The 24,905-nt window shown below is 70.4% G+C and carries 25 protein-coding genes; 10 read left to right on the top strand and 15 right to left on the bottom strand.

Annotation, left to right across the window (positions count from 1 at the left end; genetic code table 11):
* Positions 1 to 371: 371 nt before the first annotated feature.
* Positions 372 to 1,037, bottom strand: a complete 666-nt coding sequence (locus tag BCD48_RS45135; protein ID WP_071055116.1) for a TetR/AcrR family transcriptional regulator — start codon at positions 1,035 to 1,037, stop codon at positions 372 to 374.
* A 176-nt stretch (positions 1,038 to 1,213) separates the two neighbouring features.
* On the opposite strand from BCD48_RS45135, the gene BCD48_RS45130 reads away from it, so the two are divergent.
* Positions 1,214 to 2,767 (top strand): MFS transporter, encoded by a 1,554-nt coding sequence (locus tag BCD48_RS45130; RefSeq protein ID WP_083420201.1) that lies wholly within the window; start codon positions 1,214 to 1,216, stop codon positions 2,765 to 2,767.
* Between the two features lie 133 nt (positions 2,768 to 2,900).
* Here BCD48_RS45130 and BCD48_RS45125 read toward each other — a convergent pair whose 3' ends face one another.
* The gene (locus BCD48_RS45125; protein ID WP_071055113.1) at positions 2,901 to 3,752 is read right to left on the bottom strand and encodes an alpha/beta fold hydrolase; all 852 of its coding nucleotides are present in this window, start codon (positions 3,750 to 3,752) and stop codon (positions 2,901 to 2,903) included.
* Between the two features lie 110 nt (positions 3,753 to 3,862).
* On the opposite strand from BCD48_RS45125, the gene BCD48_RS45120 reads away from it, so the two are divergent.
* Positions 3,863 to 4,441 (top strand): TetR/AcrR family transcriptional regulator, encoded by a 579-nt coding sequence (locus BCD48_RS45120; RefSeq protein ID WP_241842489.1) that lies wholly within the window; start codon positions 3,863 to 3,865, stop codon positions 4,439 to 4,441.
* A 175-nt stretch (positions 4,442 to 4,616) separates the two neighbouring features.
* Positions 4,617 to 4,988: a serine integrase family protein gene (locus tag BCD48_RS45115; protein ID WP_241842488.1), complete on the top strand. Its 372-nt coding sequence runs from the start codon at positions 4,617 to 4,619 to the stop codon at positions 4,986 to 4,988.
* Positions 4,989 to 5,087: 99 nt separating this feature from the next.
* Here BCD48_RS45115 and BCD48_RS45110 read toward each other — a convergent pair whose 3' ends face one another.
* Together BCD48_RS45110 and BCD48_RS45105 are read right to left on the bottom strand one after the other, a co-directional pair.
* On the bottom strand, positions 5,088 to 5,552 hold the full coding sequence (locus BCD48_RS45110; RefSeq protein WP_071055104.1) for a winged helix DNA-binding protein: 465 nt from the start codon (positions 5,550 to 5,552) through the stop codon (positions 5,088 to 5,090).
* A 486-nt stretch (positions 5,553 to 6,038) separates the two neighbouring features.
* A complete protein-coding gene (locus BCD48_RS45105; RefSeq protein WP_071055102.1) occupies positions 6,039 to 6,470 on the bottom strand; it encodes a GNAT family N-acetyltransferase in 432 nt (143 codons plus the stop codon).
* A gap of 368 nt (positions 6,471 to 6,838) precedes the next feature.
* On the opposite strand from BCD48_RS45105, the gene BCD48_RS45100 reads away from it, so the two are divergent.
* On the top strand, positions 6,839 to 7,528 hold the full coding sequence (locus BCD48_RS45100) for a hypothetical protein (RefSeq protein WP_241842487.1): 690 nt from the start codon (positions 6,839 to 6,841) through the stop codon (positions 7,526 to 7,528).
* Positions 7,529 to 7,913: 385 nt separating this feature from the next.
* On the opposite strand, the gene BCD48_RS52860 is transcribed toward BCD48_RS45100, so the two are convergent.
* Positions 7,914 to 8,390 (bottom strand): WapI family immunity protein, encoded by a 477-nt coding sequence (locus tag BCD48_RS52860; RefSeq protein ID WP_198543669.1) that lies wholly within the window; start codon positions 8,388 to 8,390, stop codon positions 7,914 to 7,916.
* 913 nt (positions 8,391 to 9,303) lie between these two features.
* Between BCD48_RS52860 and fxsT the strand changes: the two genes are divergently transcribed.
* Complete coding sequence (gene fxsT, locus BCD48_RS45095) at positions 9,304 to 10,815, top strand: FxSxx-COOH system tetratricopeptide repeat protein (RefSeq protein ID WP_071055096.1); 1,512 nt, start codon at positions 9,304 to 9,306, stop codon at positions 10,813 to 10,815.
* Between the two features lie 143 nt (positions 10,816 to 10,958).
* Here the strand turns inward: fxsT and BCD48_RS45090 are convergent, their stop codons facing one another.
* The 3 genes from BCD48_RS45090 to BCD48_RS45080 all read right to left on the bottom strand — a co-directional run bounded on the left by BCD48_RS45090 (position 10,959) and on the right by BCD48_RS45080 (position 13,522).
* Complete coding sequence (locus BCD48_RS45090) at positions 10,959 to 11,609, bottom strand: DUF2461 domain-containing protein (protein ID WP_071055093.1); 651 nt, start codon at positions 11,607 to 11,609, stop codon at positions 10,959 to 10,961.
* Positions 11,610 to 11,912: 303 nt separating this feature from the next.
* Entirely contained in the window at positions 11,913 to 12,740 is an 828-nt protein-coding gene (locus tag BCD48_RS45085) for a ferritin-like domain-containing protein (RefSeq protein ID WP_071055090.1), read from the bottom strand.
* On the bottom strand, positions 12,740 to 13,522 hold the full coding sequence (locus BCD48_RS45080) for a ferritin-like domain-containing protein (protein ID WP_083420205.1): 783 nt from the start codon (positions 13,520 to 13,522) through the stop codon (positions 12,740 to 12,742). Before BCD48_RS45080 ends, BCD48_RS45085 begins: the two co-directional genes overlap by 1 nt.
* 447 nt (positions 13,523 to 13,969) lie before the next feature.
* On the opposite strand from BCD48_RS45080, the gene BCD48_RS45075 reads away from it, so the two are divergent.
* Positions 13,970 to 14,770: a hypothetical protein gene (locus BCD48_RS45075; protein ID WP_071055086.1), complete on the top strand. Its 801-nt coding sequence runs from the start codon at positions 13,970 to 13,972 to the stop codon at positions 14,768 to 14,770.
* A 51-nt stretch (positions 14,771 to 14,821) separates the two neighbouring features.
* On the opposite strand, the gene BCD48_RS45070 is transcribed toward BCD48_RS45075, so the two are convergent.
* Complete coding sequence (locus tag BCD48_RS45070) at positions 14,822 to 15,250, bottom strand: SgcJ/EcaC family oxidoreductase (protein ID WP_071055084.1); 429 nt, start codon at positions 15,248 to 15,250, stop codon at positions 14,822 to 14,824.
* 233 nt (positions 15,251 to 15,483) lie between these two features.
* Here BCD48_RS45070 and BCD48_RS45065 point away from each other — a divergent pair, with 233 nt between their 5' ends.
* Both BCD48_RS45065 and BCD48_RS45060 read left to right on the top strand, forming a co-directional pair.
* Complete coding sequence (locus BCD48_RS45065) at positions 15,484 to 15,801, top strand: metalloregulator ArsR/SmtB family transcription factor (RefSeq protein ID WP_071055082.1); 318 nt, start codon at positions 15,484 to 15,486, stop codon at positions 15,799 to 15,801.
* The gene (locus BCD48_RS45060; protein ID WP_071055079.1) at positions 15,798 to 16,202 is read left to right on the top strand and encodes an SRPBCC family protein; all 405 of its coding nucleotides are present in this window, start codon (positions 15,798 to 15,800) and stop codon (positions 16,200 to 16,202) included. The genes BCD48_RS45065 and BCD48_RS45060 overlap by 4 nt, the downstream gene beginning before the upstream one ends.
* A 49-nt stretch (positions 16,203 to 16,251) precedes the next feature.
* Here the strand turns inward: BCD48_RS45060 and BCD48_RS45055 are convergent, their stop codons facing one another.
* The 3 genes from BCD48_RS45055 to BCD48_RS45045 all read right to left on the bottom strand — a co-directional run bounded on the left by BCD48_RS45055 (position 16,252) and on the right by BCD48_RS45045 (position 19,345).
* Positions 16,252 to 17,031, bottom strand: a complete 780-nt coding sequence (locus tag BCD48_RS45055) for a class I SAM-dependent methyltransferase (RefSeq protein ID WP_241842486.1) — start codon at positions 17,029 to 17,031, stop codon at positions 16,252 to 16,254.
* A gap of 836 nt (positions 17,032 to 17,867) precedes the next feature.
* Positions 17,868 to 18,260, bottom strand: a complete 393-nt coding sequence (locus BCD48_RS45050) for a hypothetical protein (RefSeq protein WP_071055072.1) — start codon at positions 18,258 to 18,260, stop codon at positions 17,868 to 17,870.
* Positions 18,261 to 18,520: 260 nt separating this feature from the next.
* The gene (locus BCD48_RS45045; RefSeq protein WP_071055069.1) at positions 18,521 to 19,345 is read right to left on the bottom strand and encodes a helix-turn-helix transcriptional regulator; all 825 of its coding nucleotides are present in this window, start codon (positions 19,343 to 19,345) and stop codon (positions 18,521 to 18,523) included.
* A 118-nt stretch (positions 19,346 to 19,463) separates the two neighbouring features.
* Here BCD48_RS45045 and BCD48_RS45040 point away from each other — a divergent pair, with 118 nt between their 5' ends.
* A complete protein-coding gene (locus tag BCD48_RS45040; RefSeq protein WP_241842485.1) occupies positions 19,464 to 20,915 on the top strand; it encodes an MFS transporter in 1,452 nt (483 codons plus the stop codon).
* A gap of 146 nt (positions 20,916 to 21,061) precedes the next feature.
* On the opposite strand, the gene BCD48_RS45035 is transcribed toward BCD48_RS45040, so the two are convergent.
* Together BCD48_RS45035 and BCD48_RS45030 are read right to left on the bottom strand one after the other, a co-directional pair.
* Complete coding sequence (locus BCD48_RS45035; RefSeq protein ID WP_071055066.1) at positions 21,062 to 21,589, bottom strand: DUF3291 domain-containing protein; 528 nt, start codon at positions 21,587 to 21,589, stop codon at positions 21,062 to 21,064.
* Positions 21,590 to 21,869: 280 nt separating this feature from the next.
* On the bottom strand, positions 21,870 to 22,505 hold the full coding sequence (locus tag BCD48_RS45030; protein WP_071055064.1) for an FMN-dependent NADH-azoreductase: 636 nt from the start codon (positions 22,503 to 22,505) through the stop codon (positions 21,870 to 21,872).
* 167 nt (positions 22,506 to 22,672) lie between these two features.
* Between BCD48_RS45030 and BCD48_RS45025 the strand changes: the two genes are divergently transcribed.
* Positions 22,673 to 23,287: a MarR family winged helix-turn-helix transcriptional regulator gene (locus tag BCD48_RS45025; protein WP_083420195.1), complete on the top strand. Its 615-nt coding sequence runs from the start codon at positions 22,673 to 22,675 to the stop codon at positions 23,285 to 23,287.
* Positions 23,288 to 23,340: 53 nt separating this feature from the next.
* Here the strand turns inward: BCD48_RS45025 and BCD48_RS45020 are convergent, their stop codons facing one another.
* Positions 23,341 to 24,216, bottom strand: a complete 876-nt coding sequence (locus tag BCD48_RS45020) for a hypothetical protein (RefSeq protein ID WP_083420194.1) — start codon at positions 24,214 to 24,216, stop codon at positions 23,341 to 23,343.
* Positions 24,217 to 24,905 lie beyond the last annotated feature (689 nt).

The raw sequence follows: 24,905 nt of genomic DNA, 5'->3' as shown, positions 1-24,905 counted from the left end.
CGCCAGCAGCTCCCGGGTCGTGGCCCCGAACGTGTGCAACTGGACCTGGGCAGACCCACCCGGCCGCTCGGTGACCCGCACACAGGCCACGATCTCGTCCTTGTGCACGTCCAGACCGGCGCACCGCGCCACCTGCGCTTCCATCAGACCCCCAGACGGTCGTCCCGACAGGACAGGGCGGCCACCCGGGGGGATCCGATGATCAAAGAGTCTAGAGGTCGCGCTCGAAGCAGCAGTCCCACGTGCCTGCAGATCCCCACGTCACACTAAGCGACGGGCTCAACCTTCGGCACCAAGCTCGCCCGACGTCGTCCAGGTGACCACAGGCATTTTCCGACGCCCCACGTGGCCGGCGACGCCGGCCCTCACCACTAAGCGGCGGTGACGGGTGCCGGTGGCGTCGAGGTGGGACGGTCGCCGCCGGCGGGAGCCTGCGCCACCAGGGGCAGCACGATCTGATCGACGACGGAGGCGACGAACTCGTCGGGCAGCACCGTGCCGTGGAGCAGGGAGTACTGGACCAGCATCGCCGGACCGCTGCTGGCCACCAGCCTGGAGGCCGCCTCGGGGCGGACCTCGCCGCGCTCGGCGCCGCGCCGCAGCACCTCGAAGATCAGCTCGATGCAGGGCTCGACGACGTACTGGATGACCGCCTGGCGCACGAACCCTCGCTCGCAGCCGGCCTGCGCGGAGACCAGCTGGAACGCTGTCCCCCTGGTCGAGGTGAAGGAATCCTGCACGCACCGCAACAGCGCGTGCACGTCCGTGCGCACGTCGCCGGACAGCGCCACGGCGGCGGGGGTGGGCAGGGCGTCCCGCAACGCCTCGTCGATCATGTCGTCCTTCGTCGCCCACCGGCGGTAGAGGACGGTCTTGCTGGTCCGGGCGGCCGCCGCGACCTTGTCCATCGTCAGATTGGCGTAGCCGACGGCCTGCATCTGCTCGAACACCGCGTCGAAGATCGCTTTTCGCAGGTTGTCGCCGCGACGGCGCGTGGCCGCGCCGGTACGCGGGCCGGAGGTGGGGGCGACCGTCATCGGCTGTCTGCTCCCACCCGGTCCCACCCGGCCGACGCGCTCGACCCTCGCGACACAGGCCCGATCGTACCGCCAACTTTAAGGTACGTCTTGGTACCCAAGAGCCCGACGGTGTTGCTAGCATGCCCGCAAGGTACGAGATCGGACCTTATCCGGGCTCCGTCGAGGAGGTATCGATGTCGACTGCCGCGGCGGCGGCTCCGCGCGACGAGCGTCCCTCTGGCGCTCCACCCGACCGGACCGCTCCACCCGACCGGACGCGGAGCCGCGTCGCGCTCGTCGTGATCGTGAGCAGCCAGCTCATGCTCGTCCTGGACACCACGATCGTGAACGTCGCGCTCCCTGACATCCAGCGCGCGCTGCGCTTCTCGCCCACCGACCTGGCCTGGGTGCTCAACGCCTACACGCTCGCGTTCGGCGGGCTCCTTCTGCTTGGCGGCCGGGCCGGCGACATCCTCGGCCGGCTGCGGGTCTTCCAGGCCGGCGTCCTGCTGTTCGGCGTCGCCTCGCTGGCCGGCGGCCTGGGAACCGAGTCCTGGATGCTCGTCGCCTGCCGCGTCGGCCAGGGCGTCGGCGCCGCCTGTGCGTCGCCGAACGCCCTCGCGCTGCTCACGGCGAACTTCCCCGAAGGCCCCCGGCGGACAAAAGCACTCGCGGCCTGGGCCGCGGCCAACGGGGTCGGCGGGTCGATCGGCCTCATCCTCGGCGGGATGCTCACGACCTGGGTGTCCTGGCGCTGGGTCATGTTCATCAACGTGCCGATCGCGATCGGGGTCGCGGCGCTGGCGCCGACATTCATCCGCGGCCCGCTGCGCAACCCCGGGCGGTTCGACGTCGCCGGCGCCCTGGCCGCGACCGTCGGCCTGGCGGCCCTGACGTACGGCTTCATCCGGGCGTCGTCCGACGGCTGGGGCGACACCTGGACGCTGACCGCGCTCGGGCTCGCGGTCGCCGTGCTGCCGCTGTTCGTCGTCCATGAGGCCCGGGTCGACCAACCGCTGGTCCCCCTGCGACTGGTGGCCGAACCCGCCAGGGCCCGCTCCTACCTCGTGCTCCTGCTGGTGATCGGAAGCATGTTCAGCATGTTCTTCTTCACCACCCAGTTCCTCCAGGAGGTTCTTGGCTTCAGCGCGCTACGGGCGGGCCTCGCGTTCCTCCCACTGTCGGTCGGCCTCCTCGTCTCGGCCCAGCGGACGTCCGCGCTGCTGCCGAGGCTCGGCCCGAAGCCGCTCATGCTCGCCGGTGCCGTGCTCTGCGGCGGCGGGATGGCCTGGCTCACCCAGCTCTCGGAGAACACCAGCTACCCGGCCGGGATTTTCGGCCCGATGCTGCTGTTCGGGCTCGGCGTCGGCCTGCTCGTCGTGCCGCTCAACATCAGCGTGGTCGCCGGCGTCAGCCCGAAAGACGCCGGAGCGGCCTCGAGCATGATGGTCGTGACGCAGCAGGTCGGGGCCACGCTCGGCCTCGCGTTGCTGGTCACGGTATACGGCGCGGCGAGCCGCGACGCCGCCAGGAACCCGCCAGCCGGTCTCGACCCGCTGGAACTGCGCCACCACCTGCTGGCGAGCGGTATGGCCGGCGCCTTCACCGTGGCGACGGGGTTCGTCGCCGCCGTCTTTCTGACCGTGCTGCTGACCTGGCGCGGTCACCGACGCCAGCCATCGGCGGAGATCCCGCCATCCCAGGCCCCGTCCAGTCCGGCATCGGAGCGTGTGACGGCTGACGACTGACGCCCGGCCACCCTCGTCCAGCGCGGTCCGCTGCCTTTGAGAAACCTCCTCCGGTGGCCCGGAGGAACAATCTCGGCGAACAGACCTCTGGCCCGCCGTTCAACCTTCAGGCGTCACGCTGCCGCCCGCGTTCTCAGGTCGTGGCGAGAACGGCGGCGGCCAGGCGGTCGGGGTGATCGAGGGGGACGAACGTCCGGCCGCCCGCGACGGTCTCAAAGGTCGCGTCGCGGAAGGCATCGGCGAGGCGCCGGCCGAAGTCGACGGTGAAGAAACGGTCGCCGTCGCCCCAGAGGAGGTGTACCGGCCTGTCTATCTTGTCCAGCCGCGTTGAGACGTCGAGCAGCTCCTTCGGGTCGATGCCACGGGCCAGCTTGGCCACGTCGCGGCGGACCCGACCGTCGGCGAGCGGCCTGACCCAGGCCTTGGTCAACTCCGGGTCGAACGGCCGGCCCGACAGGGGGCCGAAGCCGAGCCGCCCGTGCCGAAGCCGTGCCGACCGGAGGCCGGGGACCATCGCCGCGACCAGCGCCGGGTGGCGCAGCGCGCGCACGAGCGTCGTGAAGGGCGGCGGGGGAAAGGCGTCGAACGCGTCGCAGTTGGTGAGCACGACCCGGCCGATGCGGGTCGGATCGGTGTCGAGGACGAACTGGACTATCGCGCCGCCAGTGTCGTTGCCGACGAGGGTGACGTCCCGCAGGTCGAGGGCCGCGATCAGGTCGAGCACCAGGCGGGCGACGCCCCGCGGGCTGAGGTCGGCGTCGGGGCTCATCGGCACCGGATGGGCACCGAGGGGCAGCGTCGGCGCGTAGCTGCGCACGCCCTGTCGGGCGAGGAGATCGGCCGCGGCGGTCCACAGCTGGCCGTCCACGAGGAGGCCGTGCACGAACACCACGGGCGGCAGGTCCGACGGTTGCGGACCTGCCGCGCGGTACCAGACCTGGCCCTGGGGCAGGTCGATGACGTCGGCGGGAGGTGAGGCTTCCATACGAAGCAACATACCGACAGCCTGTATGTAAGACAACCGCCCATGCGGAGCAGAATCGGTCTGTGACCGCGTTGCCAAGCCCAGAACCGAAGCCCTCACGGCGCCGTCAGGTGGACCGCTCCGCGGCGACGCGGGCGGCGCTGGTCGCCGCCGGCCGGCGGCTGTTCGCCGAGGAGGGCTTCGCCGCGGTCGCGACGGAGGCGATCGTGGCGGCGGCCGGGGTGAGCCGCGGGGCGCTCTACCACCAGTTCGTCGACAAGACCGCCCTGTTCGCCGCGGTCGTCGAGGCCGTCGAGGCGGACGTCTCGACCCGCATCGCGGGCGAGGTCGCCGACGCGGGCCTGACCGACCCGATCGAGGCGATGCGGCTGGCCGCGAGTGTCTGGCTGCGGATCTGCGTCGAGCCGGAGGTCCACCGGATAGTCCTGCTCGACGGCCCTTCGGTACTGGGCTGGGCCGAGTGGCGGGAACTGTGCCAACGCCACGTCTTCGGCCTCGTCAAGGACGTGCTCTCCTGGGGAATGGAGATCGGCCGCATCCGCCAACAGCCGGTCGGCCCGCTCGCCCACATCATCATGGGCGCCAGCGACGAGGCGGCCCTCTACATCGCCCGCGCCGCCGACACCGAGACAGCCCGCACCGAGATGATCAACGCTCTGGACCTCGTCATCGACGGCCTCAGACGCTGACGGCGCGACGTTCACCTCCCACCGCGGCGGCGAGTATCTAACCCCTGCACGCCCCGAGGGCGATCAGCACCAGTCACAGAGGCGTCATCCGGTCGATGAACGCGCCCACAACCGCGACGAACCTGCGCGCCTCCCCTCGTCGGCCGAGCGCGCCGGCGGGGACTCGGTGTCGGCGGTGCCGGCGTTGTCCTTCACCCGCCGCGCCGTCGGGGCGCCGGACCTGCCGGCTCAGCAGGTGGTGTTTCAGGCGGCGTGTGCGGCGCGGGGCTGGACGGCGGGCGGGTCGGTCTGCCAGGTCGGTCCGGGGCTTGATGCCTGGGGCACGGTGATCCGGCTGGTCCGGACCGCTGGCTACGGCGTCGTGATAGTCGACCCGCTCGACCGGATCGCCTCGACGGACACAGGCCGCTCGGCGGTCCTGGACACGCTGCGCCGGGCAGGGGTGCGGCTGCTGGCGGCACACGACGGGATCGACACCGGCGACGCGATCGGTGCCGGGCTGGTCGCCTCCCTGCTCGACACGGACCGTGCGGCGGTGGCCCGGTGAACGGCGCGGAGAACGGTTGGCCGTCGGCCCGGCCGACGGCCGGCCCTGGTCAAGTCATGGCAATTGGTTACGGCGGTCCGCAGCCGCAGCCGTCGCTCGTCAAGGCAGGTCCGCATCGCCACCGAGATTTGCGATCATCCGTCGTAGGACGTTGAGCGCGGCCACGTACTCCGACGGGGCGATGCCATCGTGGACCTGCGCCAGCGCCCGGTGGCTACGGTCGGCGGCACGGGTCCGCCCCGCCTCTCCGTCCTCAGTGAGACTGAAGGTGCCTGCCTGTGTCTGAGTCATCCAGCCGCGCTTGAGCAGATCGTCGACGACGCCGTCAAAATCACTGTCGAGATCGTCGAACGGTGACAGCCGTTGGATCAGACGGGTGCGATTCCACTCGGCTGGAGCACCTGCGACATGGTTGAGGATCCACCAGTGCGGCTGAGTGAGCCCCTCGACCGCCAGATCCGCGCGGATCCGGCCGACAACTCTGCGGTAGGTCTCGCCGCTCCAGTACCCGATCGGCTGCGCCGCCAGCACCTCGTCGGGATACCCCTTGATGCCCGAGACCATGACAGTCCTTCCCTTCGGCGCGTGGCAATGCGTCCTGGCCGCCGCATAGCGACGTTCCGACGTCAGACGGTCACGCTAGAACTTCAACCGGACTTGAGGTCAAGGTAGCCATGTGCAGGCATACCGGTCTGGCCGACGCCCTTGCACCTGATCGGCACCCAGCGGCGTAGATGAAGGTCATCGCGAGCCACTGACCGAGGCGCAGCCCACAGCACACGCCCATAGGATCATGGTTCTAGATGCCGTCGCCAGGCCGTTAGACCATTCGACACAACGGGGAATTGGGCATCCCACTGCTACCCGTCGTGCGACGCGGTGGCGCGCATCCTCGCCGTGCGACGTCGGCTGTCTGGTCGCGCCTGGCGTTCCCTGCTACAGGACAGTCTCGCGTCGGCGGGCGCGGTTCGGTCGCGGGGTTGTCGCGGGGTTTGCGGATGGAATCCGCGGTCGCCCCCTTGCTCGTGCGGCGGCCGAAAGCGCCGTTGGCTACGGGGCGTATCGGTACACCTTGGAGTCGCGGAGCTGGAAACCGAGGCGTTCATACAGCCTGTTGGCCGCTTGGCGTGACGGGCGGGACGTGAGGTCGACGGTACGCGCTCCGGCCTCCTGGGCCAGACGGATGGCTTCCTTGGTGAGGGCGGCTCCGATACCTTGCCCTCGGCCGGCTTCGTCGACAATCACGTCTTCGATCCAGGCGCGCAGACCGGTCGGGATCGGGAACATCACCAGCGTCAGCACGCCATGGATGCGGTCGTCGACCCGAGCGGCGAGCAACTGGTTGCCTTGCCACCCGACGAGGCGGGCGAGAGCCTCGGCGTCGAGGGGTGCGGCGTTGTGGGAGAGCTGGGGAAGCAGCCGGTCGAACGCCTCGACGAGTTCGGCGGTGACGGTCCGGACGACCTCGACCTTAACGCTCATGGTGGCTGAGAGTATCGGCTCGGGCGGTGTGCGCGCGTAGCCTCGGTCGTTCGTGGCGACGGGGCGACGCTCCGACAGGCGCGGGCGGGGTGGCAGTCCGACACGCCCGGGGTGCCGAGCGAAGCGAGGCGGGGCCCCGGGGCGTGGCGGACTGACGGGGCCCCGCCCGTGCATGGCGCGTGCGGCGGCACGGCGCGCGCCCCGAAGGGGCGCCTTGATGCCGTCGCCATCCCGTAAGACCATCGGCGCTACGGTATCGAGACTGCGTAGTCGGTCATTGGAAATGCGATCCGTGCACGGCAGGCCAATGGCTTGGTAGGAGGCGGGCGATGCGAGACGGTGCGCCGGGACCGGATGAGTCTACGGGGTTGAAGGCGTACTGGTTCGTGATCCGCAAACCCCGGGTGGTGTGCGACGGCGGCGCCGTGCGGATGATGTTGCCCGGTTACTTCGGTGGTCGAGCGTGGGCGATACCTGCGCGCCACGTTGCTGTACAGGATCTGTCGGCTACGCCGCCGGCGGAAGGTGCTCAGGAGCCGCAGCCGGTGCTTGCCCGTGAGTTGGCCGTCCCCTACCTGTTCACCACGGGGCCGATGACCAGGCCGAACCTTCTGTTGATGTTCACTGAGCCGCAGCGCGTGCCGCCGCTGCGACTTGACGCAGCGCTCGCGCCGAACACCGACCTGCCGTTCGGTTACCGCTCGACGCGGTCGGAGAAGGGAGCGCGTGTCGACGGAGTTCTGTTGCGTGCCGATAACCCTGCGGCGCTGCGTCAGTCCGTTCTCACCGCAGGGGGCAGTTCCCTCGACGATCCCGTCGGTTGGCTGTATGAGCACCGTGAGGTCGTCGCGGATGTTATGGAACAGGCAAGCCTCGCGAGACGGCGGCGCGTGGGACGGTGCATTCAGCTCGCTGCGATGATCCTGTTTGTAGCAACGTCCATCGGCGTGCCACGGCTCGTGGCTGACGACGGCCCATGGTGGCCCGTGTTCCTCTTGCTGGCCGTGCTGGCTGGACTGTTCGGGTTGGGTGCCTTCGGCCGTCGTCTGGCTCGGTGACCGATGGCGAGGACGTTGTTTGTCGGCGACGCGCCTACGCTCCGACGCGTGCGGGCGGGTGGCAGACCCGACACGCCCGGGGTGCCCGAGCGAAGCGAGGGCGGGGCCCCGTGGCGTGGAGGGGCTGACGGGTCCTGCCCGCGCGCGTCGCGTGCGGCGCGCGCGGCGTGGCGGCCGAAGGCCGGCCTTGAAACCCGTACAGATTTAAAAAAAACACGTACAGATTGTCCGCGACAGCGATCTTGAGGTCGATGCCGCCAACCACGGCTGGGCCCGCGGGATCGACCTCCACCATTGCGTTGCCCGCCGCACGGAGGAGCTGCTGACCGACTTCGGCCAGCCACTCAACGATCCGGCCGACATCCCGGAGATGGGTCACCGCTGATCAGCGAGTCGGGAAGGAAGCCAGAGCAAGGTCCCATTGGTCAGCTGCGTGAAGCAGCGTAACTGCATCCACCCGCACCTCCACGACGTGCTGGTAAATGTCCGCCCCGTCATCGTTCTGCTGCCATGGGGGCGCTGCCTCCAAGGACAGGTGAAAGCGAATCACCGCCCAACCCTCGCTTCGACCTGCGAGACTTACGGCCAGGACCGGCTCGACGAACCACGTATCCGGAGACAACCGACCTTCGGAATCAGGTCCGGTTACGGCCACTGCTCTCTCGGTCACTGCGCGCAACCAGGCGGACACCTCATGGGCTTCATGGGTCAGCAGACACGGATCGGCAAAGGACCAGGTGCCGTCGGGAGTCGTCACCGTTCCACCGACGACTAGCCAGTTGTCGTCGTATGGGTCACCGCGAACTTCGGAGAACTGATACCGCAGCAGGCAGAGTTCGACACTGCTCGCATGATCGCTCAAAAGCACTGTCCCAGGATGTCACAGGCTCTCGCGGCTCTGGACAGCACGGCCGATCACCGTAATGGGCGCCCGAGGGTTCAGTCGCCCGCCCGAGCCGTCACCGGCCAGCTGAGCCGGACCGGCCCCGTTCGACTCGCCAGACGGGCACAAGAAAGATTTTGAGTGTTACTGGGGCAGCGCGGGCCATGAGTTGCCCTCCTACCGACGGGGAGTGGTCAGGGCTGGTCCCCGCCTCTTCAAGCCAGCGTTTGGCGGTCCGGTAGCCGACCGAATTGATGGGCACGTCCATGCCTGCTGCGGTGTCCGCGAACACCTGGCAGAACTGCTCAACAGGTCCAGTTGTGGCGGACGAGGAGCAGGGCAAGCAGGGTTCGCGGTCGGACTCGGGGGCATGGCTACGTCGCCTTCCAGCGCTGGTGCTACGGATGGTCGCGCTCGCGGGGCGCTGTGTCAGCAGTCATGGGCACGCTGGCCCCACGGTGGCCCTTTTCGACGCCGGGGTGTCCCCACGTTGGCACTATCGCGGCCACTTTCAGAAGTCGTTTGGTAGCCGATAGTGGCGACTGCCGGTTCTGGTCGGGCTGGCGTCGATCCCCCGGCCAGGGCCGGTCGCACTGGTCCGCGAACAGCGCGGGCTCGTCGGCGGTACGGCCAATCTGACAGGCAAGCCGGCGGACGGCGAGGACCGTGCGAACCTCGGCCAACGAGGACACGTCGACAACCCGAACGAGAAGACGACGGCGGACGCTGTCTGTGAGAGAGACAGGTCGGCGATCACCACACAGCCCCGCGATAGCGAGGTGATCCGCGTCACCATTTGCTATGTAGTTCGCCGTTTCGCTGCGGCCACTGGCTGACCAAGTCACAGAAGTACAGCACCACCTTCCGACAGCTCAGTAGTCCGGCGGGTGGTGTGGTCTGGGAGCTGGCCTGGCCACGCAATCCGCTGTTCACCGGCCGCGCCGATGAGTTGACGGAGTTGCGGGATCGGCTGGTGGCGTCGGGGTCGGCGGCGGTCGTGCCGGTGGCGCTGCACGGGTTGGGCGGGGTCGGGAAGACGCAGGTGGCGGTGGAGTACTGCTACCGGTTCGCCGCGACGTATGAGCTGGTGTGGTGGGTGCCGGCGCAGGATGCGGCGTTGGCGTTGGCGGCGTTGGTGCGGCTGGCGGAGCGGGTCGGCGTGGCGGTGGCGGGGGCTGCCGAGGAGTCGGTGCGGGCTGTGGTGGCGTTGCTGGCCTCGGGGCGTCGGTTCGGCCGCTGGCTGGTGGTGGTCGACAACGTGGGCGCGCCGGGGGATCTGTTCGGGTTGTTGTCGGCGGCGGGTGCCTCGGGTGGGCATGTGCTGGTGACGAGCCGGGATCATCGCTGGTCACGGCTGGCAGACGGCGTCGCGGTCGATGTGCTGCCGCGGGCGGACGCGGTCGCGCTGCTACAACGCCATGTGGCGGACCTGGGTGGGCCGGATGGGGATCGGCTCGCGGGGCTGTTGGGGGATCTGCCGTTGGCGGTGGAGCAGGCGGGGGCGTTTCTCGCGGACACCGGGATGGGTCCCGGCGAGTACGCCGATCTGCTGGGCGTGGAGCTGCGGCGGTTGATGAGCCGGGGCACGCCGGTCGGGGTGCGTCCGGTCGCGGCGACGTGGACGGTAACCCTGGAACAACTTGACGATCCGGCGGCGGTGCTGCTTGCTCGGTTGTGGGCGGGTTTCGGGCCGGAGCCGATCCCGCTGGACTTGGTCCGTCCGGAGGTAGCCGGGGTGCTGCCCGCGCCGCTCGGCGAGGTCGCGGCGGATCGGATCGGGTTGGCGGAGACGGTCGGCCGGCTGGTCTCCCTGGCACTGGTCCGTGCCGCCGGTGGTGCGGTAGTGATGCACCGCCTGGTAGCGGAGGTGCTGCGCGACGACACACCCACCGAGCTACGGCCGGCGCTGCGGACCGCGGCGCGTCGACGGCTCGCCCGAGGCCATCCGCCGGTGCGGGACCGGCCGGACGCCTGGCCCCGCTACGCCCAGATCTACACACACGCCCTCGCGACCGGGCTCGTCGAGGACGACGACCCTGACAGCCGTCACATGATCCTCTGGCTGATCCGGTATCTACGGGAGCGCGGCGACTACCCGAACAGCCGCGGTCTCGCGGCGGAGGCCCACGTCCGATACCGGGAGCTACTTAGCGAGGATCACCCGGACACGCTCACCGCCGCGCATGAACTCGCGGCCGTGGTGCAGGTGCAGGGGGACTATCCGGCCGCGCGGCCGATGTTCGACGACGTGCTGGCCCGGCGGCGGCGGATCCTCGGGGAGGATCACCCACCCGGACATCATGCGCACGAAAGCCACCCTGGCAGACCTGGACGGAGCCTAGCTCCCTGGCGGTCGGACCTTGCGCGTCCCCGGTTCTTGAGTGATCAGGACTTCGTGTGCTGAGGCTTCGTCGACCGCCCGAGGCCGACCAACGGCGCCGCCGCCTATATCTCTTGTGTGTCTCAGGACGCGCATCTCGATAGACAGGCTGATCCGACACGATCCGCGCTGTGCCGGCGCCTCGGCGGAAGGCCGGGCCGCCTAGGTCAGCGGCGGCGGGACTGTGGCAGGCGGGTGGGGCCGACCTGCTGGTCGAGCCAGTCGGTCAGCTGGCGCATGTCGCGCCAGGCAGAGGCGACCTGCTCCACACAGGCCGGCTCGGCGAGCCACGGTGGCTCGCCGAAGTCCCGGTGCGCGGTGAGCGTTTTGTAGCGGAGCAACTCGATGCGTGGATGGTCGGCGGCGTAGCCACGCGGCCGGGTGCTGAGCTGGGTACCCGATATCTCATATCCCGCCGCGCGGAGTCTTTCGACGATCGCCTCCAGCGCCGGCCCGCGTACGTCGTCGGCGACCGCCGCCCGCAACCGTTCGACCTGGTCCGACGCGGTCTGCCAGTACCCGGAGGCGGCCATCAGCCCGTTCGCCGACACCTGGACGTAGCCGCCCCGCCCGCAGTGCGCGCCGATCGCTGTCTTGTACGGGGACTTGTCCTTGGAGAACCGGACATCGCGGTACGGCCGGAACACGTGCGGCTCGCCGAACTCCGGCTCAAGCGCCGCGAGCAGGGCGAGCATCGGAGCCCGCACGGCCCTCTCGTAGGTCTCCCGGTGATCCGTCCAGTACGCCTTGCTGTTGTCCGCCTCGAGCCCCTCGAAGAAGATCAGCGCCTCGACGGGAAACCCAGCGAACTCAGACATCGGCACTCCTCCGCGACCAGAGGTCATCCTACGACCGCCCACCGACAGACCTGAGGGCGCAGGAAGGTGCAGGTCGCGCTGCTCGGCTCCGCTCGGTGAGGATCCGCGCGAACGCGTCGATGATGCCGTGGACCTGACCTGGGCCGGGGTGAGGCCTGACGGGAGACACGTCGTCGACAACGTCTCGCGGGCGACGGCCGGACTCGCGGCGGTGGCGGTGCTGGCCAGGTTGGCGACCCTCCTCGCGGTGGCGGCTGGCACCTCGAGGAGGGCGTCAGACGATCAGCGACGCCGGCCGACGAGTCAGGCTGTCAGTGCCGCTGGGCCGACGGCGGAACTGGTGTCGATGAACGCGTCCGGTACCGGGTAGTCCCCGGCGATGAAGGCCAGCACGGCCGCGTGCATCGCCTCGACCGGCGCGATCGTCGCCGCGGTCGCGATCCCGCCGCTGTCGGACACGTTCGCCATCGCGTACAGATAGGTGTGCGCGGCCGCGTTCTCCAGACCGAGCGCGTAGGCGGCGAGCTCGGGGACGGACTTCGTGGCCTTTACCTTCGCGACCTCCGAAGCGGCGATTGTCAGCGGCGTGCCGGTAATCGTCGGCAGCTTGGCTCCGGACAGCACCCCGTTCCACGCCTTCGCATGCTCGGCGTGCTGCGAGCGGGCGACCGTCGCGAATTCTCCGACGGCTCCGGGCACCGCGCCGTAGTCGCCGGCGGCCGCCTTCGTCAGCGCCATCGTGTAGGCCGCGACGGCGAGATTCTCCAGGGCCGCCGCAAGCGCGACCACTCTCAGGTCGCCGGTGTACGGGCTGGCCACCCGGGTCGGTGTCCCGCCCATGGCCGTCCGCTTCCCGCCGCCGTCCGAGCCGCCGCACGCCGCGAGCAGGCCCGCTCCGGCCGCGGCCAGGCCGCGGAGCAACACTCCACGCCGACTGGCCGGCCCGCGGGCCAACCCCCTGATCGTGGCCCGCGTCGCGCTGGTCGTGTCGCGCAGCTGCTCCAACGCGGTCGGGAAGGTGTCCCGGTGCAGCGCGTCGAGGTCCTTCGTCAACGCGCGGAGCTCCGCGTCTCCGACGCCCATCTCGCCGCGCGGTTTCCCGTCCGGCTGGGTCTGGTCGTACCGGGTCATCAAACCGCTCCTTCAGTCGACGGAGAGGCCATCGAGGTCGAATAGAAGGCGTCGGGGAAACCGACGCCACCGGCGGCCTTCGGGAGCTTCGCCGCATCGGGCGGCAGCGCGATCAGATCGGCGGCGCCACCGCCGAGCAGCGCGGCGACGGCGAGCAGGATGGCCCGGTGCTGCGCCTCCACGGCGGCGACGCTGCCGAACAACTTGCGCAACATCGAACTGCCCACCTGGCTGACGTTCTTGGTGTAGGTCTGCGCGGCCACGTCCTCGAGGGTGATCGCGAGTGACACCACGTCGCCGGGGCCTTTGATCGTTGGTATCGCCGCGTCGACGACCTTGGCGTACTTCGGGTCCAGAGCGGTCTGGGCCTGACCACCGAGCCCGACCGCCGCGGCGTTGAACGCCGTCGCGTGATCCACGTGCTGCGCCATCGTCTTCATCGCGAACGCCTTGACGACGGCGTTCGCCTCGGCGCCACCGATGAACGGCAGCGTGAGGGCCGTCGTGTAGGTACTGACCGCGAGATTCTCGATCGACGCGGCGGTCTGCAGGATCGCCACATCCATCGTCGCCGCCGAGCCGCGCGTCGCCGTCGCGAGCACTCCCGCCCCGGCGAGGCCGACAGCGAGCGCCGCGCCGCCCCTCGACATCCGTCTGCCGGGCGCGGCCGCCTCGACAAGGTCCGCGACGGCCACGCGGCTGCCCCGCATGGCATCGCTGTGCAGATCCTCGGACGCGTCGCTCAGTTCCCGCAGGCGCCGGTCATCGACGGTGTCAGACACCGCGTCCTCCTGGTTGCCGGTCATGCTCGTCGTCGGCGACGCGTGTCGCCGACGCTGCCGGGGGTGCGTGCCAGGGAGGCGCGGGCCACCGTGAGCGTGTGCCGCTGGCCGTGTGGCGGGCTGGTCGGGTGGCTGGCTGGTGGTGACGAGGTCCGCACCGGCCGCTGGCAAGAGGTGTTCGGAGCCGTCGGCCAGGCGGATGGGTGTGAGTTCGGGGTGAGCACGGCGCGGCCCTTGCCTCCGCTCCGCTACCCCGCCGATGCGTCTGTCGACCCGCACCAGCCGGGCCGCCCGAACTCATGTCGGCTGCCCGACCCCATCCGCGTGCGTCGCGGCCCCGAACAACCGGCGACAGCGGGCCTGGCGGATGCGTGCCGCGCCGAAGCGACGGCACGGACCCGACAGCCAGGAACGCGTGCGCTCACATGACTGACAAGGCGGCCGACGATGGCATTCGATGTTGACAGCTTCGCGCGGACCGCGGGCCCGGTACGCACCGACGACCTGGGTGACCTGGCGTCGGAGTTCGCCCGCCGGCGGCTGTCCGACGACGGCCTGCGCTGCCTGCGCTACATGCACGACGTGGAGAGCCATACGGTCTGCTACCTGCGTGACCTGCTCATGACGTCGTCGCATCGCGACCCGCGGATCACCACGTTCCTCACCGTCTGGAACTACGAGGAGCACTCCCACGGCGTCGCGCTCGGCTCGGTGCTCGCCGCGCACGGCGAGCCGCACGGCGACGAGCGCAACGCCGCGGTCCGCGACCGCCAAGGCCGCCTCGACAGCGTGAAGCCCGTGCTGTCCGCGGCGGCGTCCTCACTGGTCGGCAACGACTTCGTCGCCGTGCACATGAGTTGGGGCGCGGTGAACGAATGGACCACCCGGTCGGGTTACGCGCGGCTGATCGAGCGCGAGCGGCATCCCGCGCTGACCACGCTGCTGACTCGGATCATGGCCCAGGAGAGCCGGCATATCGCCTTCTACGCGAGCGAGGCTCGAGCCCGGCTGGCCGCGAGCCGGCGGGCACGCCTGGTCACGCGATGGGCCCTACGCCGGCTGTGGTCCCCGGTCGGGACCGGGGTCATGCCCGCCGAGGAGACCGCCTTCGTGCTCGGATACCTGCTCGCCGGCGAGCCCGGGCGGCGCGAGGCGGAGCGGATCGACGCGCAGATCGACCGGCTGCCCGGTCAGGCCGGCCTCGGCCTGCTGACCGGCGCCGCCCGCCGCTACGCACCCGCCAGCTGACGGCCCGGCTTCCGACCTCGCTGGAAACGGGTCCTGTCCTGACGGCAGCTGTCAGCCGTCGAGCACCTCGGTGTTCTGGCAGGCGACCAGACACCACCTCCCATCCTCCTTGGCCATGACGTACAGCGGGCTGCCCTCGTTCTGGCCTTCGATCGGCCGGCCGTCAGAGGTCAGATAACGCTGACGCACCTTCACCGCGGCGACGTCGGGCCGGATGAACAGCACGTGCACCACCTCGTAGGTGGCCGTCAGGCCCTTCATTCCGCCGGGAAGCACCTTGTGGGTGAACGCCGAGATCTCGTCGAGGCCGAACAGGCGCCGGCCGTGGCCCGTAGTCCAGATCGCGTCGGGCCGGAACAAGCCGATGAACTCGTCGGGGAGCTCGTTCTGCTGGGAGTGCTCGAGCGTGGCGACCACCTGCCTGATCACCCTGATCTCAGCCGCATGGGTCCCGTCGTCGATGATGCCCGTCGTCGTCATGTGGCCAGGCTGCAACCTCAACCACACATGAGGTCAAGCGCGCGGGGTACCGCCGTCGAACCGGCTCGGCTCGGCTCGGCTCGGCCTACAGCACGCTGCCGCCGCAGTTGACCATGGTCAACTGCCTCCCGCTCACATCCCCCGGGGCGATGCCAAGGACGACTACACAACTCCCGAGCGGAAGCGTCGGGAATCCTTGACATGTCGGAGTTCTCCGACGTAACTTTTTGTCTGTGTCCGACGACGACGTGTTCCTCGCGTTGGCCAACCCCGTACGGCGCCGCCTGCTACAGCTTCTCGACCAGGGCCCTCGCACCGCGGGCGACCTCGCTGACCAGTTCGACCTGAGCCGGCCCGCGGTCGCCGAGCACCTGCAGATCCTCCGCCGCGCCGCACTGGTCCGCGACGAGGCCGTCGGCCGCCAGCGGCTCTACCACCTGACCGCTGAGCCGCTGGCCCAGGTCAGCGGCTGGCTGCACCCCTTCGAACGCTTCTGGCGCGATCGCCTCCGCGCCATCGCCGACATCACCGAAACCGAAGAGGACCCATGACCGAGTCGACCACCGCGACCATCACCGTCGACCAGTTCATCGCGGCCCCACCCAGCAAGGTCTGGCGCTCCCTGACCGACCCCGATCTACATGCCCGCTGGTGGGTTCCCGGCGACATCGCCCCGATCGTGGGCCACCGTTTCCACCTCCAGATGCCCGGCTGGGGACCTGTGGCCTGCGAAGTCCTTGAAGTCGAACCCGCGCGCAAGCTCGTCTACACGTTCAACGCGACCTGGACGCTCACCTGGCGCCTTGTCGCCGAAGGCACCGGTACCCGCCTGCTCCTCGAGCACAGCGGCTTCAACCTCGACGACAAGCGCGACCGCGACGCCTATGAGCGCATGAGCGGAGGCTGGCGCGACATCCTGCCCCGCCTCACGGCAGCCCTCGCCGACAACTAACCGCACCAGCCCCCGGACACCGCCCACAACCAGGAGTCCGGGCGGAACTTCAGTCGGTGCGCTGTCCAAGGCGCAGAACGCTCAGATAGTGGCGTGAGGCCCGGTTACCCATACGGGTGCGGATGCGCTCAGCGACCGCGTCGAGCAGCGGCTCCCGGACGCCGGGGGCAAGCCGTCGGTACGGCGACATCGAGCGGAGGAGATCGGCAAAGCCGTCCCCGTCGAACCACTGAACCGTCGGGTACCAGCGCACGACCGTCGGCCCGAACAAACCGCCGGGGTCACGCACCTGGCCCCAGCCCTCGTCGGTTTTGCGTACGTCATCCTCGATAGGCGGATGACCCCAGTCGGGATTGCCCGGGGAAAAACGTTCGTGGAGGTCGGCGGTCTCGGCATACACCTCCGGTTCGCCGGGGCGGCGAACGACGACGTGGCCGAGAAGCGCCATCCATCCTCCGGGACGGAGCACGTCGTGGGCCCGCCGCCAGCCGGTCGAGGGGGCGACCCAGTGCCACGCCGAGGCGGCCACGAGGACGTCGAAGCGCCGCCCGCGGTCGTCCCACTCCTCGAACCTCGACGTCTCGACGTTGACGGCGCGAAAGGCCGAGAGCCGGTGACGAGCCAGCGCGGCCAGTTCCGCGCCAGGCTCGATGGCCGTCACCGGGTGACCCAACGCCGCCAGCGAGCGCGTCGCCTGCCCCGTACCGCACCCCACCTCAAGCACCGACGATTCTTCGTCCATGGCGGTGAGTGCGACGAGGTCCGCGAACATCTCATCGGGATAACCGGGCCGCACGCGGTCGTAAAGTTCCGCCACCTCGTTGAACACACCGCCGAGGTCACGCCGATCCGGGCCAACCATCCAGCCATCCTGCCACCGACCCTCACACACGTTGTTCAGGGCGCAGCCGGCCGGACATCGCGGAAGCGGCCCTACTGCCTAGACGGCCCACCCCCTACGTGGTCGTCACCAATGCGATCTCCTGGCCGTTACGAAGCGGTCCTCGAGGCGACCCGTGCGGTCGCGGACCGCGGCAACGACGAGGTGCTCGCGGCGTCGCCCGCCGAGTCGGTCCAGGTCAGGGCCGACACCCGGCGTGATCGCAGAGGGTGTTCAAATGCACACGGCTGAAATGGCCGTGGAAGGCCGCCCGCGGCCTGGGTGGGTAGGTCTGCCCAACTCCACGCGCACCGGGACTGGGTGGTCGTCCACCGAGGCACGGGCGCAAACGCGAATCGTGTCGGATCAGCCAGTCTCTGGGCTTGCCCATCTGACACACATCGACAGGGTCGGGGCGAACTGTGTCGGATAGGCCTGCCTATCGGCTTGCCAGTCCGACACGGTTCGCCTCCGACGGGCCGGAGGCGAACTGGGTCGGATCAGCCTGTCTGTCGAGATGTGTGTCTCAGAGCGTGACGGGCTATCAGCACCTGAATCGCGGCTGCCCGGCACTGAGCTTGCACCTTGCCGCAGGCCGTTCGCGGGTGCGGCGGAGGCATCACCCGCTGGTTGTGGCGGGCGCGGCCGGGTGACCCATCAATCGGCACCAGGATCGTCTTTGGAACGGACCGCGCGAGGGTGGTCCTCGCCGAGGATCCGCTGTCGCCCCAGGGCATCCTCTTCCAGCGCGCGAGTCGCCGGATAGTCCCCGTCAATGGCACCGGTCATGGCAGCGTGGTCCGCTCCGCGGACAGTATCCGGCAGCCCACCCACCCAGCACTGGCCATGTCTGACGAGAAGCTGACCACCTGCTCCCGCGCGGTCGAGTCCGGGCGGAGGCGGGGCACGAAGGTCGAGCTGACGTAGACCACCTCGGGGTGGTAAGGCCCGGTGAACGCGATCTGCACCGCATAGGACGCGGATCGATCCGTGCTGTTCGTCACCGTCACTGTCGTGCTCATGCTGCCAGCCTCGTCGACGAAGCAATCGTCGACGTGGACGTCTCTGCGATGGTCCCTGCCCGCTTCGTATTGCTCGTACGAGTCGCGCATGACGCTGACGACGAGCACGCAGATGGTGACAACGAAGGAGACCCAGCCGCCGGACAGGATGATCAAGGAAATCCACAGCGGACGGCGCCACGGCGACCGCCGCGCCTGGACGGGCAGTGGCGGGTCGCCATGGGGCGCGGGAAAACCAGACTGGGCCATCGTCTCTGTTCCCGAGTAGTGATCCCAACGGAGCTACACCCTAGTGGGACCACGGACGACGCGAAGACAGACGGGCCCCTTGTCGGTGGCTCGGCCGGGCCGAGCCCCGGACTGGGCCATCTGGGTCGGCCGCGCGGACGAACCAGCGGCGCGCGGGCGGGGCGCTGTCAGTGCCGGGCGAGCAGGGCCAGGGCGTCGGCGGCGGGGGTGCCGGGCTCGGCGTGGTAAAGGACCATGCGGTGGCTGCTCTCGGGGAGGGGCATCGCCTCGTAGGTGAGGTCGAGGCGCCCGACCAGCGGGTGCTGGAACTTCTTCACGCCATGGCCGCAGTCCAGGACCTGGTGCTTGGCCCACAGGGCGGCGAACTGGTCGCTGCGCTGGACGAGCTCGCCGACCAGGCAGCTCAGCTCGTGGTCGTCGGGGTGCAGGCCGGAGGAGTAGCGCAGGAAGCCGACCATCTGCCGGGCCATCTGGTCCGACTCGGCGTACAGGTCGCGCCCACCCAGGGCCAGGAAGAACATCCGGGCGAAGTTCGGCCGGTCGCGGACGTCGTCCGGCGCCTCGAACGGGTAGCCGAGACCGACGAGCCGGTGGCCGAGGGCGTTCCAGGCGAGCACGTCCTGGCGGTGGTCGACGAGGAGCGCCGGCCCCGGCGCCGCGCGGACGAGCCCGAGCGCCGCGGGCCGTGGCCGTTCGACGCGGCGGCGCCGGACCGGCCGAGGCTCGGGACGGGCCAGCCGGCGCAGGTGCTCATGCTCGGCGTCGGTCAGCGTCAGCACGCGGGCGAGCGCGTCGAGGACGCTGTCGGAGACGTTGTGGTGGTCGGCCTGCTCCAGGCGCGTGTAGTAGGTCGGGCTCACTCCGGCCAGGTGCGCCAGCTCCTCGCGGCGCAGGCCAGGGACGCGCCGCGCGCCGTAGGAGACGAGCCCGACGGCCGCGGGGCTGACCGCGGCCCGTCGGGTGCGCAGGAAGTCACCGAGCTCCGTCGCCATGACCTCCATCGTGCCCGACGGCGCAGGACGCTGGGTATCCCTGCCGGTGGTAGGCACGCCGAGGGGTGGTGGCGCAGGGCTGTCGCTGTCGCCGGCCGGCGGACGCACCGTGGGCGGTGTGACCACTCTGACATCCACCGCGACCACCGACCAGGCGGACCCGGCCGCCGCGGTGGCGGCCCGCATGACCCGCGGCCAGGGCCTCGTGCTGGTGCTGCTGCTGGCCTCCCAGTTCACGCTCGCCGTCGACTTCTCGGTCCTGAACGTGGCGCTGCCGACGGTCGGGACGAGCCTGGGGTTCTCCGACGCGAACGCGCAGTGGATCGCGACGGCGTTCGCGCTGTGCGCCGCCGGGTTCACGCTCCTGTTCGGCCGCATCGGCGACTACGTCGGCAAGCTGCGCGTCTTCCTCATCGGCATGACGGCGCTCGGCCTGGCCTCGCTGCTCGGCGGCCTCGCCACCAGCCCCGCGGTCCTGCTCACGGCTCGGGCCGCGCAGGGCCTGGCGACGGCGGCGGTCACCCCGGCGGCGTTGTCGCTGCTGACCACGACCTTCCCGGAGGGCCCGGCGCGCCAGCGCGCCCTCGGGCTGAACAGCGTGATGATGTCCACCGGGTTCACCTGCGGCGCCATTCTCGGCGGCGTCCTGACCGACGTGGCGAGCTGGCGCTGGGCGTTCCTCATCAACGTGCCGATCGCCGCGGTCGTCGTCGCGGTCGCGCCGTTCGTGCTGGCCGACCCGGCGGCCAGGGTGCGGACCCGGCTGGACCTTCCAGGGGCGGCGCTCGTGACGTCCGGCCTGCTCGCGCTCGTGTACGGCGCGACCCGGCTGGGCGAGCGCGGCGCCGACGACCCGTGGGCCATCGGCTGCGTCCTGGCCGCCGTGACCCTGCTCGCCGGGTTCTGGGCCGCCGAGCGACGCCACTCCCACCCGCTCGTGCCGGTCACGATCCTGACCCGGCGCACGGTGGGCTGGGGCAACGTGGCCGGGTTCGTGACGTTCTCGATGGAGCCGGCGCTGGTGTTCCTCCTGACGATGTACATGCAGCATCTGCTCGGTCTCAACCCGCTCCAGACGGGCCTGATGCTGGTCGCGATGGGAGCCGGGGCGATCATCGGCGGGATGGTCGGGCCGCGGGTGGTCGTCGCGTTCGGGGTGCGCCGTGCCCTCGTCGGCGGGCTCGCCGTCCAGTCGGTGCTGACGGGCCTGCTCGTGTTCTCGGGAGGCACCACCGTCTCTCTGTGGCTGGTCGCCGCCACGACCTTCGTCGGCGCGATCGGGCACGTCTGCGCGATCGTCGGTTTCATGGTGGCGGCGACGTCCGGGCTGCCCGACCACGAGCAGGGCCTGGCCACGGGTGTCGCGACGATGACCCAGCAGGTCGCCATCGCGCTGGGTGTGCCGGTCATGAGCGCCGTCGCCATCGCCGCCGGCGGGCTCGACTCGCTCGCCGCCCTGCGCCTGGCCATCGGCGTCGACGCCACGGTGGTGCTCGCCGGCGCTTTGCTCATCGCCCGTGGCCTGCGCACGCCGCGCCCAGCCCCCGCGGCGGCGGTCGAGGCCGGCTGATGTTCCTCACGCTCGCCGGTGACCACGGCGGCGGCGGGCGCCCAGCCAGACCGGCCAGCGGGTTCTGGCGGCGGCAAAGGCACGCTCAGGGCCTCAGGGATCGAACAGGCCCAGGGGAACGCACGGGCCGGGTTGCGGCCGGTCCGTCAGGCTGGGCACATCCAGTCGGACCGGCCGGCGCTCGGGCCTGCCGCTGGCTGGTCCGGCGGGGGGAAGTGGTCGCGCAGGCCGAAGGCCCAGGGGGTGGAGCCGTGGCTGCGCAGGTGGCGGACGCGGTCCTCGGCGTCGGCGGTGGACGGCCACTCCCCGGCGGGGACCCACCACAGGGCCGAGTAGGCCTCCGCCATGGCCTCGAACCACTCCCGACGGCGGCCCAGCACCTCGCGGTGCAGCCCCGAGTAGGCGAAGGCGCCCAGCGCCTCCACCGACTCCCAGACGGTGAGGTTGACGATCACCCCGGCGCTGCTCCCGGCGTCCCACTCGAACGCGGTGACCGCGGTGGCGTCGCCGTCCTCGGTCTGCAGCCGCCAGCGGAACCCGGGGGCGGCGTCCGCCAGCGCGTTGACCGGCTCGAGCGCGGCGACGAAGTCGGCCAGCCGCGGACTGTCCAGCGGTGCCCGCAGCCGCGCGATGTTGACCTGCGCCAGCTCCCAGCCGGATTTCTCCTGTGCCACACCGGGCACAGTAGCAATGATCTCCCCGTCCCACGCCCCGTTCACCGGATCCGGTGACGCGGCGGCACGAGGGGAAGAGGCACGGGAAGAGGACAGCTCCCGCGGCGCTCGGGTGGCGCTCGGGCCGCGCCCAGCCGGCCACGCGGTACGGCGGAAACACGGGACACGGAAACCCGGAACGCGGGACACGGACGACGACGCCGGCCGGCGCCCGCCATCGGTCTCGTGAACGGATGGCGGGCGCCGGCCGGCGCTGGCCGTGCGGCTGGGCCGAGGGGGCTCAGACCAGGACGCGGGCCTTGATGCTCTCGGTGGCGGCGGCGCGGGAGGCGTGGAACACGTCGGTGAACTGGGCCAGCGCCGGGTTGACGACGGACAGTGTCATCTCGACGTTGACGAACTCGACGTTGTCGGCGCCGAGGGCCTCCAGCACGTGCTCGAGGTACGGGGAGACGTGGTCCCAGCCCTCCTTCGGCGCGCCCGGCGAGTACGAACCGCCCTGCGTGGTCACGACGGTGACCTTCTTGCCGTGGAACAGGCCGGGGTTGTCCGCGTCCGCCACGGTGACCCCGGGGATGATCAGCTGGTCGATCCACGCCTTCAGGGTTGTCGGGAGCGACCAGTTGTACATCGGAGCGGTGATCACGACCTCGTCGGCGACGGTGACCTCGCCGATGTAGCCCTGGCGGGCCTTGAGCGCCTCCGTCTGCTCCGGCGTCCGCTGGTCGTCCGGGGTCATGCCCGCGGAGACGATGGTCCAGTCCAGGTGCGCCGGCGGCGCGGCGGCCAGGTCGCGGTGGGTCACCGCGCCGGCGGGGTTGTTCTCCTGCCAGGCCGCGACGTACTCGCGCGCCACCGCGCGTGACACCGAGTTGTCGCCGGCGATGCTCGAGTCGAGGTGCAGCAGGTGGGCCATCGGGCTCTCCTTGGAGGGCGTCTTGGGACCGGAGGTCCGGTCAGCTATCGGACAGATCATCTACCAGCAGATCATCTGTCTCCAGATCGTCTCTCGAGTAGATTAGCTGCTGTGGCGCTCATCTTAAACACAGACGATCGGATCGTGTTCCGGGGTATGGTGACCCGGTGACGCAGCTAACGGGAGCCCAGCCGGACGCGCCGCGCCCGGACGCTCCCGGCGCCCTGGACTCCTGCGTCCCCGCGGACAGCTCGGCCTGCGACGCGGCAGGCGATGACGACGTCACGAAGGACGTCGGCTGGCTGGTCGGCCAGATCCAGCACGGCTACCTGATCACCGCTTCGGCCGCGATCGACTCGGTGCCCGGCGGGCTGCGCGGGCTGCGCGTCCTCGGGGACGCGATCCGCGGCAACGCGCCGAACCAGATCGAGGTCGCCCGCCGGTTCGGCATCGACCGGACGGTCATGGTCCGCCTCATCGATGACATGGAGAAGGCGGGCCTCGTCGAGCGCCGGCCGGACCCCGCCGACCGGCGCGCCCGCAGGATCGTCGGCACCGAGCGTGGCCGCGTCGCCTACGAGGACGCGCAGACTCGGCTGCGCCTCGTCGAGGACCATGTGCTCGCCCCGCTGTCCGCCAGCGAGCGGGCGGCCTTCACGGCGATGGCCAGCCGGGTCGTCGAGCACCTCGTCGTCCTCGACCCCACGCAGGTCGAGTCCGCCTGCCAGGCGGCCACCCGCCAGCTCGACCAGCACGACCCCCTGCCCGGCGCGACCGGCTAACCCTCCGGCAGCACCGGCTGGATTCGCGTGGGAGTCCCGCTCCGGGAACCCGGTCAGCCGGTGTCGGCGGCGTTCTGGGTCCTGTCGCCCGGTTCGGCCTCGGCCGTCGGAGCGGGGCTGGTGGCGAGGGCGACGACCTCCTCCAGGCTCAGGCCGTCGCCCAGGTGGTCGAAACAGGCGACGATCAGGGCGAGGGCCGCGGTGCCGAGCAGCGAGGTGCGCTTCTCGTGGTCGATGACGCCGTCGTCCGGCTCGACCATGAGGCGCAGCTGCATCCCCTCGGCGGTCGCGGTCATGATGAAGTTGATGTCCTCGAGCGTCAGCCCGGGGCGGATGCGCAGGCCGCGGACCGCGACCGTCTTCTCGTAGGCCTCCAGCCACGCCTGCGTGCTGATCCGGTACATCTCCTGCAGCGTCGAGCGGGCGATCTCGTCGCGCTCCGCCATCGCGGCGCCGATCAGCTGCGCGCGCAGCGCGGGGGTGCGCCGCGTGGCGGTCAGGTCGTCGTAGCCGGCGTCGTGGACGGCGCGGACCACGTCCTCGGCGTCGGCGAGCCGGTTGCGGGCGTTCGCGGTGCTGTCCAGGAAGCCCTGCCAGTGCGCGCCGCGCAGGCTGTACGCGAGCACATCGCGGATGAAGTCAGCCTGGTAGGGCCAGCGATCACGGAAGCTGCCCTCCGAGCCGCGCAGCCGGCCGCCCTCGCAGACCTCGTCGATGACGGCGCGCTGCGACAGCCAGCGAAACAGCGGCCGGTCCTCGGGATCGACATCGTCGCCGGGGCTCAGCTGCGCGTCGATCAGCCGCAGCCCGGCCTCCAGGTACTCGCGGGTCAGCTCGTCGTTGGCGAGCGCCTGCCGCCCGGTGTCGGTCTTGCGCCTAGCAGCGCGCATCAGGCCGGACAGCAGCTTGGACAGATCCTCGGCCGGCACATCCGTCAAGGTCGTTCCCCTTGCGCGAGACGCTTCGCTTTACCACGGAGATCGACAGCGTAGCAAGAGATCCGTCCACGCATGGCCAAACATCCTCGAACGTGCGAGGTCGGACTCACGAGGCCGGACGGTGGAGGACAGATCTCCGAGGCTGGCTACGTCAATCGGACTAGGCCACGCTTGGGCTTCGGCGCTGGGAGTGGGGGCCTTCCCCGGCGTCCTGGGGGCGGGGGCACCCCGGAGGAAAGTCGTCGAGGGCGCTGTCTCGGACCTCAGCGGGGGGAGGTCCGAGACAGCGTCCTCGCCGACGAGGACCACCGGTCGGTGAAACGCCTTGGCCGGTTGCCGGGTCAGAACCGCGACAGCGCGGTTCCTGTCGCAAGCCGGATCGGAACGCAGCAGCGCGGCCTCCGTCGTCAGCCTGTCAGAAGCGCACGAGCGCGGCCTCCGTCGTCAGGCCGGGCCCGAAGGCGATGTCGAACCGAATTTTTCTAGCGGATGGCCCAAAGCACCGCAAGGGGCACGCAGAGAGAGGCGGGGCGCGCCAACGGCGACGCGCCCGTCCTCGCGCCCAGTCGCGGTACCACGGTCGCCCGATCGCGGTGCCCGATCATGGTGCCCAGTAGCGGCATCCGATCCCGCCCACCCAAAGGGACCAGCAAGTTCGAACAAGTATTCGAAAGCGGACT

Origin of the sequence: Pseudofrankia coriaricola (assembly GCF_001854805.1) — a bacterium.
GTDB lineage: Bacteria > Actinomycetota > Actinomycetes > Frankiales > Frankiaceae > Pseudofrankia.
Note: the sequence above shows the minus strand (reverse complement) of the source record. Positions and strands in the feature narration are given on the sequence as shown.

What these genes read in the sequence shown, in the direction of transcription:
- BCD48_RS45130 (WP_083420201.1), top strand. Translation starts at nt 1,214, where the DNA reads ATGTCGACTGCCGCGGCGGCGGCTCCGCGCGACGAGCGTCCCTCTGGC.
- BCD48_RS45105 (WP_071055102.1), bottom strand. Translation starts at nt 6,470, where the DNA reads ATGAGCGTTAAGGTCGAGGTCGTCCGGACCGTCACCGCCGAACTCGTC.
- BCD48_RS45030 (WP_071055064.1), bottom strand. Translation starts at nt 22,505, where the DNA reads ATGGCCCACCTGCTGCACCTCGACTCGAGCATCGCCGGCGACAACTCG.
- BCD48_RS45085 (WP_071055090.1), bottom strand. Translation starts at nt 12,740, where the DNA reads ATGACCCGGTACGACCAGACCCAGCCGGACGGGAAACCGCGCGGCGAG.
- BCD48_RS45060 (WP_071055079.1), top strand. Translation starts at nt 15,798, where the DNA reads ATGACCGAGTCGACCACCGCGACCATCACCGTCGACCAGTTCATCGCG.
- BCD48_RS45110 (WP_071055104.1), bottom strand. Translation starts at nt 5,552, where the DNA reads ATGGTCTCGGGCATCAAGGGGTATCCCGACGAGGTGCTGGCGGCGCAG.
- BCD48_RS45125 (WP_071055113.1), bottom strand. Translation starts at nt 3,752, where the DNA reads ATGGAAGCCTCACCTCCCGCCGACGTCATCGACCTGCCCCAGGGCCAG.
- BCD48_RS45075 (WP_071055086.1), top strand. Translation starts at nt 13,970, where the DNA reads ATGGCATTCGATGTTGACAGCTTCGCGCGGACCGCGGGCCCGGTACGC.
- BCD48_RS45090 (WP_071055093.1), bottom strand. Translation starts at nt 11,609, where the DNA reads ATGTCTGAGTTCGCTGGGTTTCCCGTCGAGGCGCTGATCTTCTTCGAG.
- BCD48_RS45070 (WP_071055084.1), bottom strand. Translation starts at nt 15,250, where the DNA reads ATGACGACGACGGGCATCATCGACGACGGGACCCATGCGGCTGAGATC.
- BCD48_RS45135 (WP_071055116.1), bottom strand. Translation starts at nt 1,037, where the DNA reads ATGACGGTCGCCCCCACCTCCGGCCCGCGTACCGGCGCGGCCACGCGC.
- BCD48_RS45045 (WP_071055069.1), bottom strand. Translation starts at nt 19,345, where the DNA reads ATGGCGACGGAGCTCGGTGACTTCCTGCGCACCCGACGGGCCGCGGTC.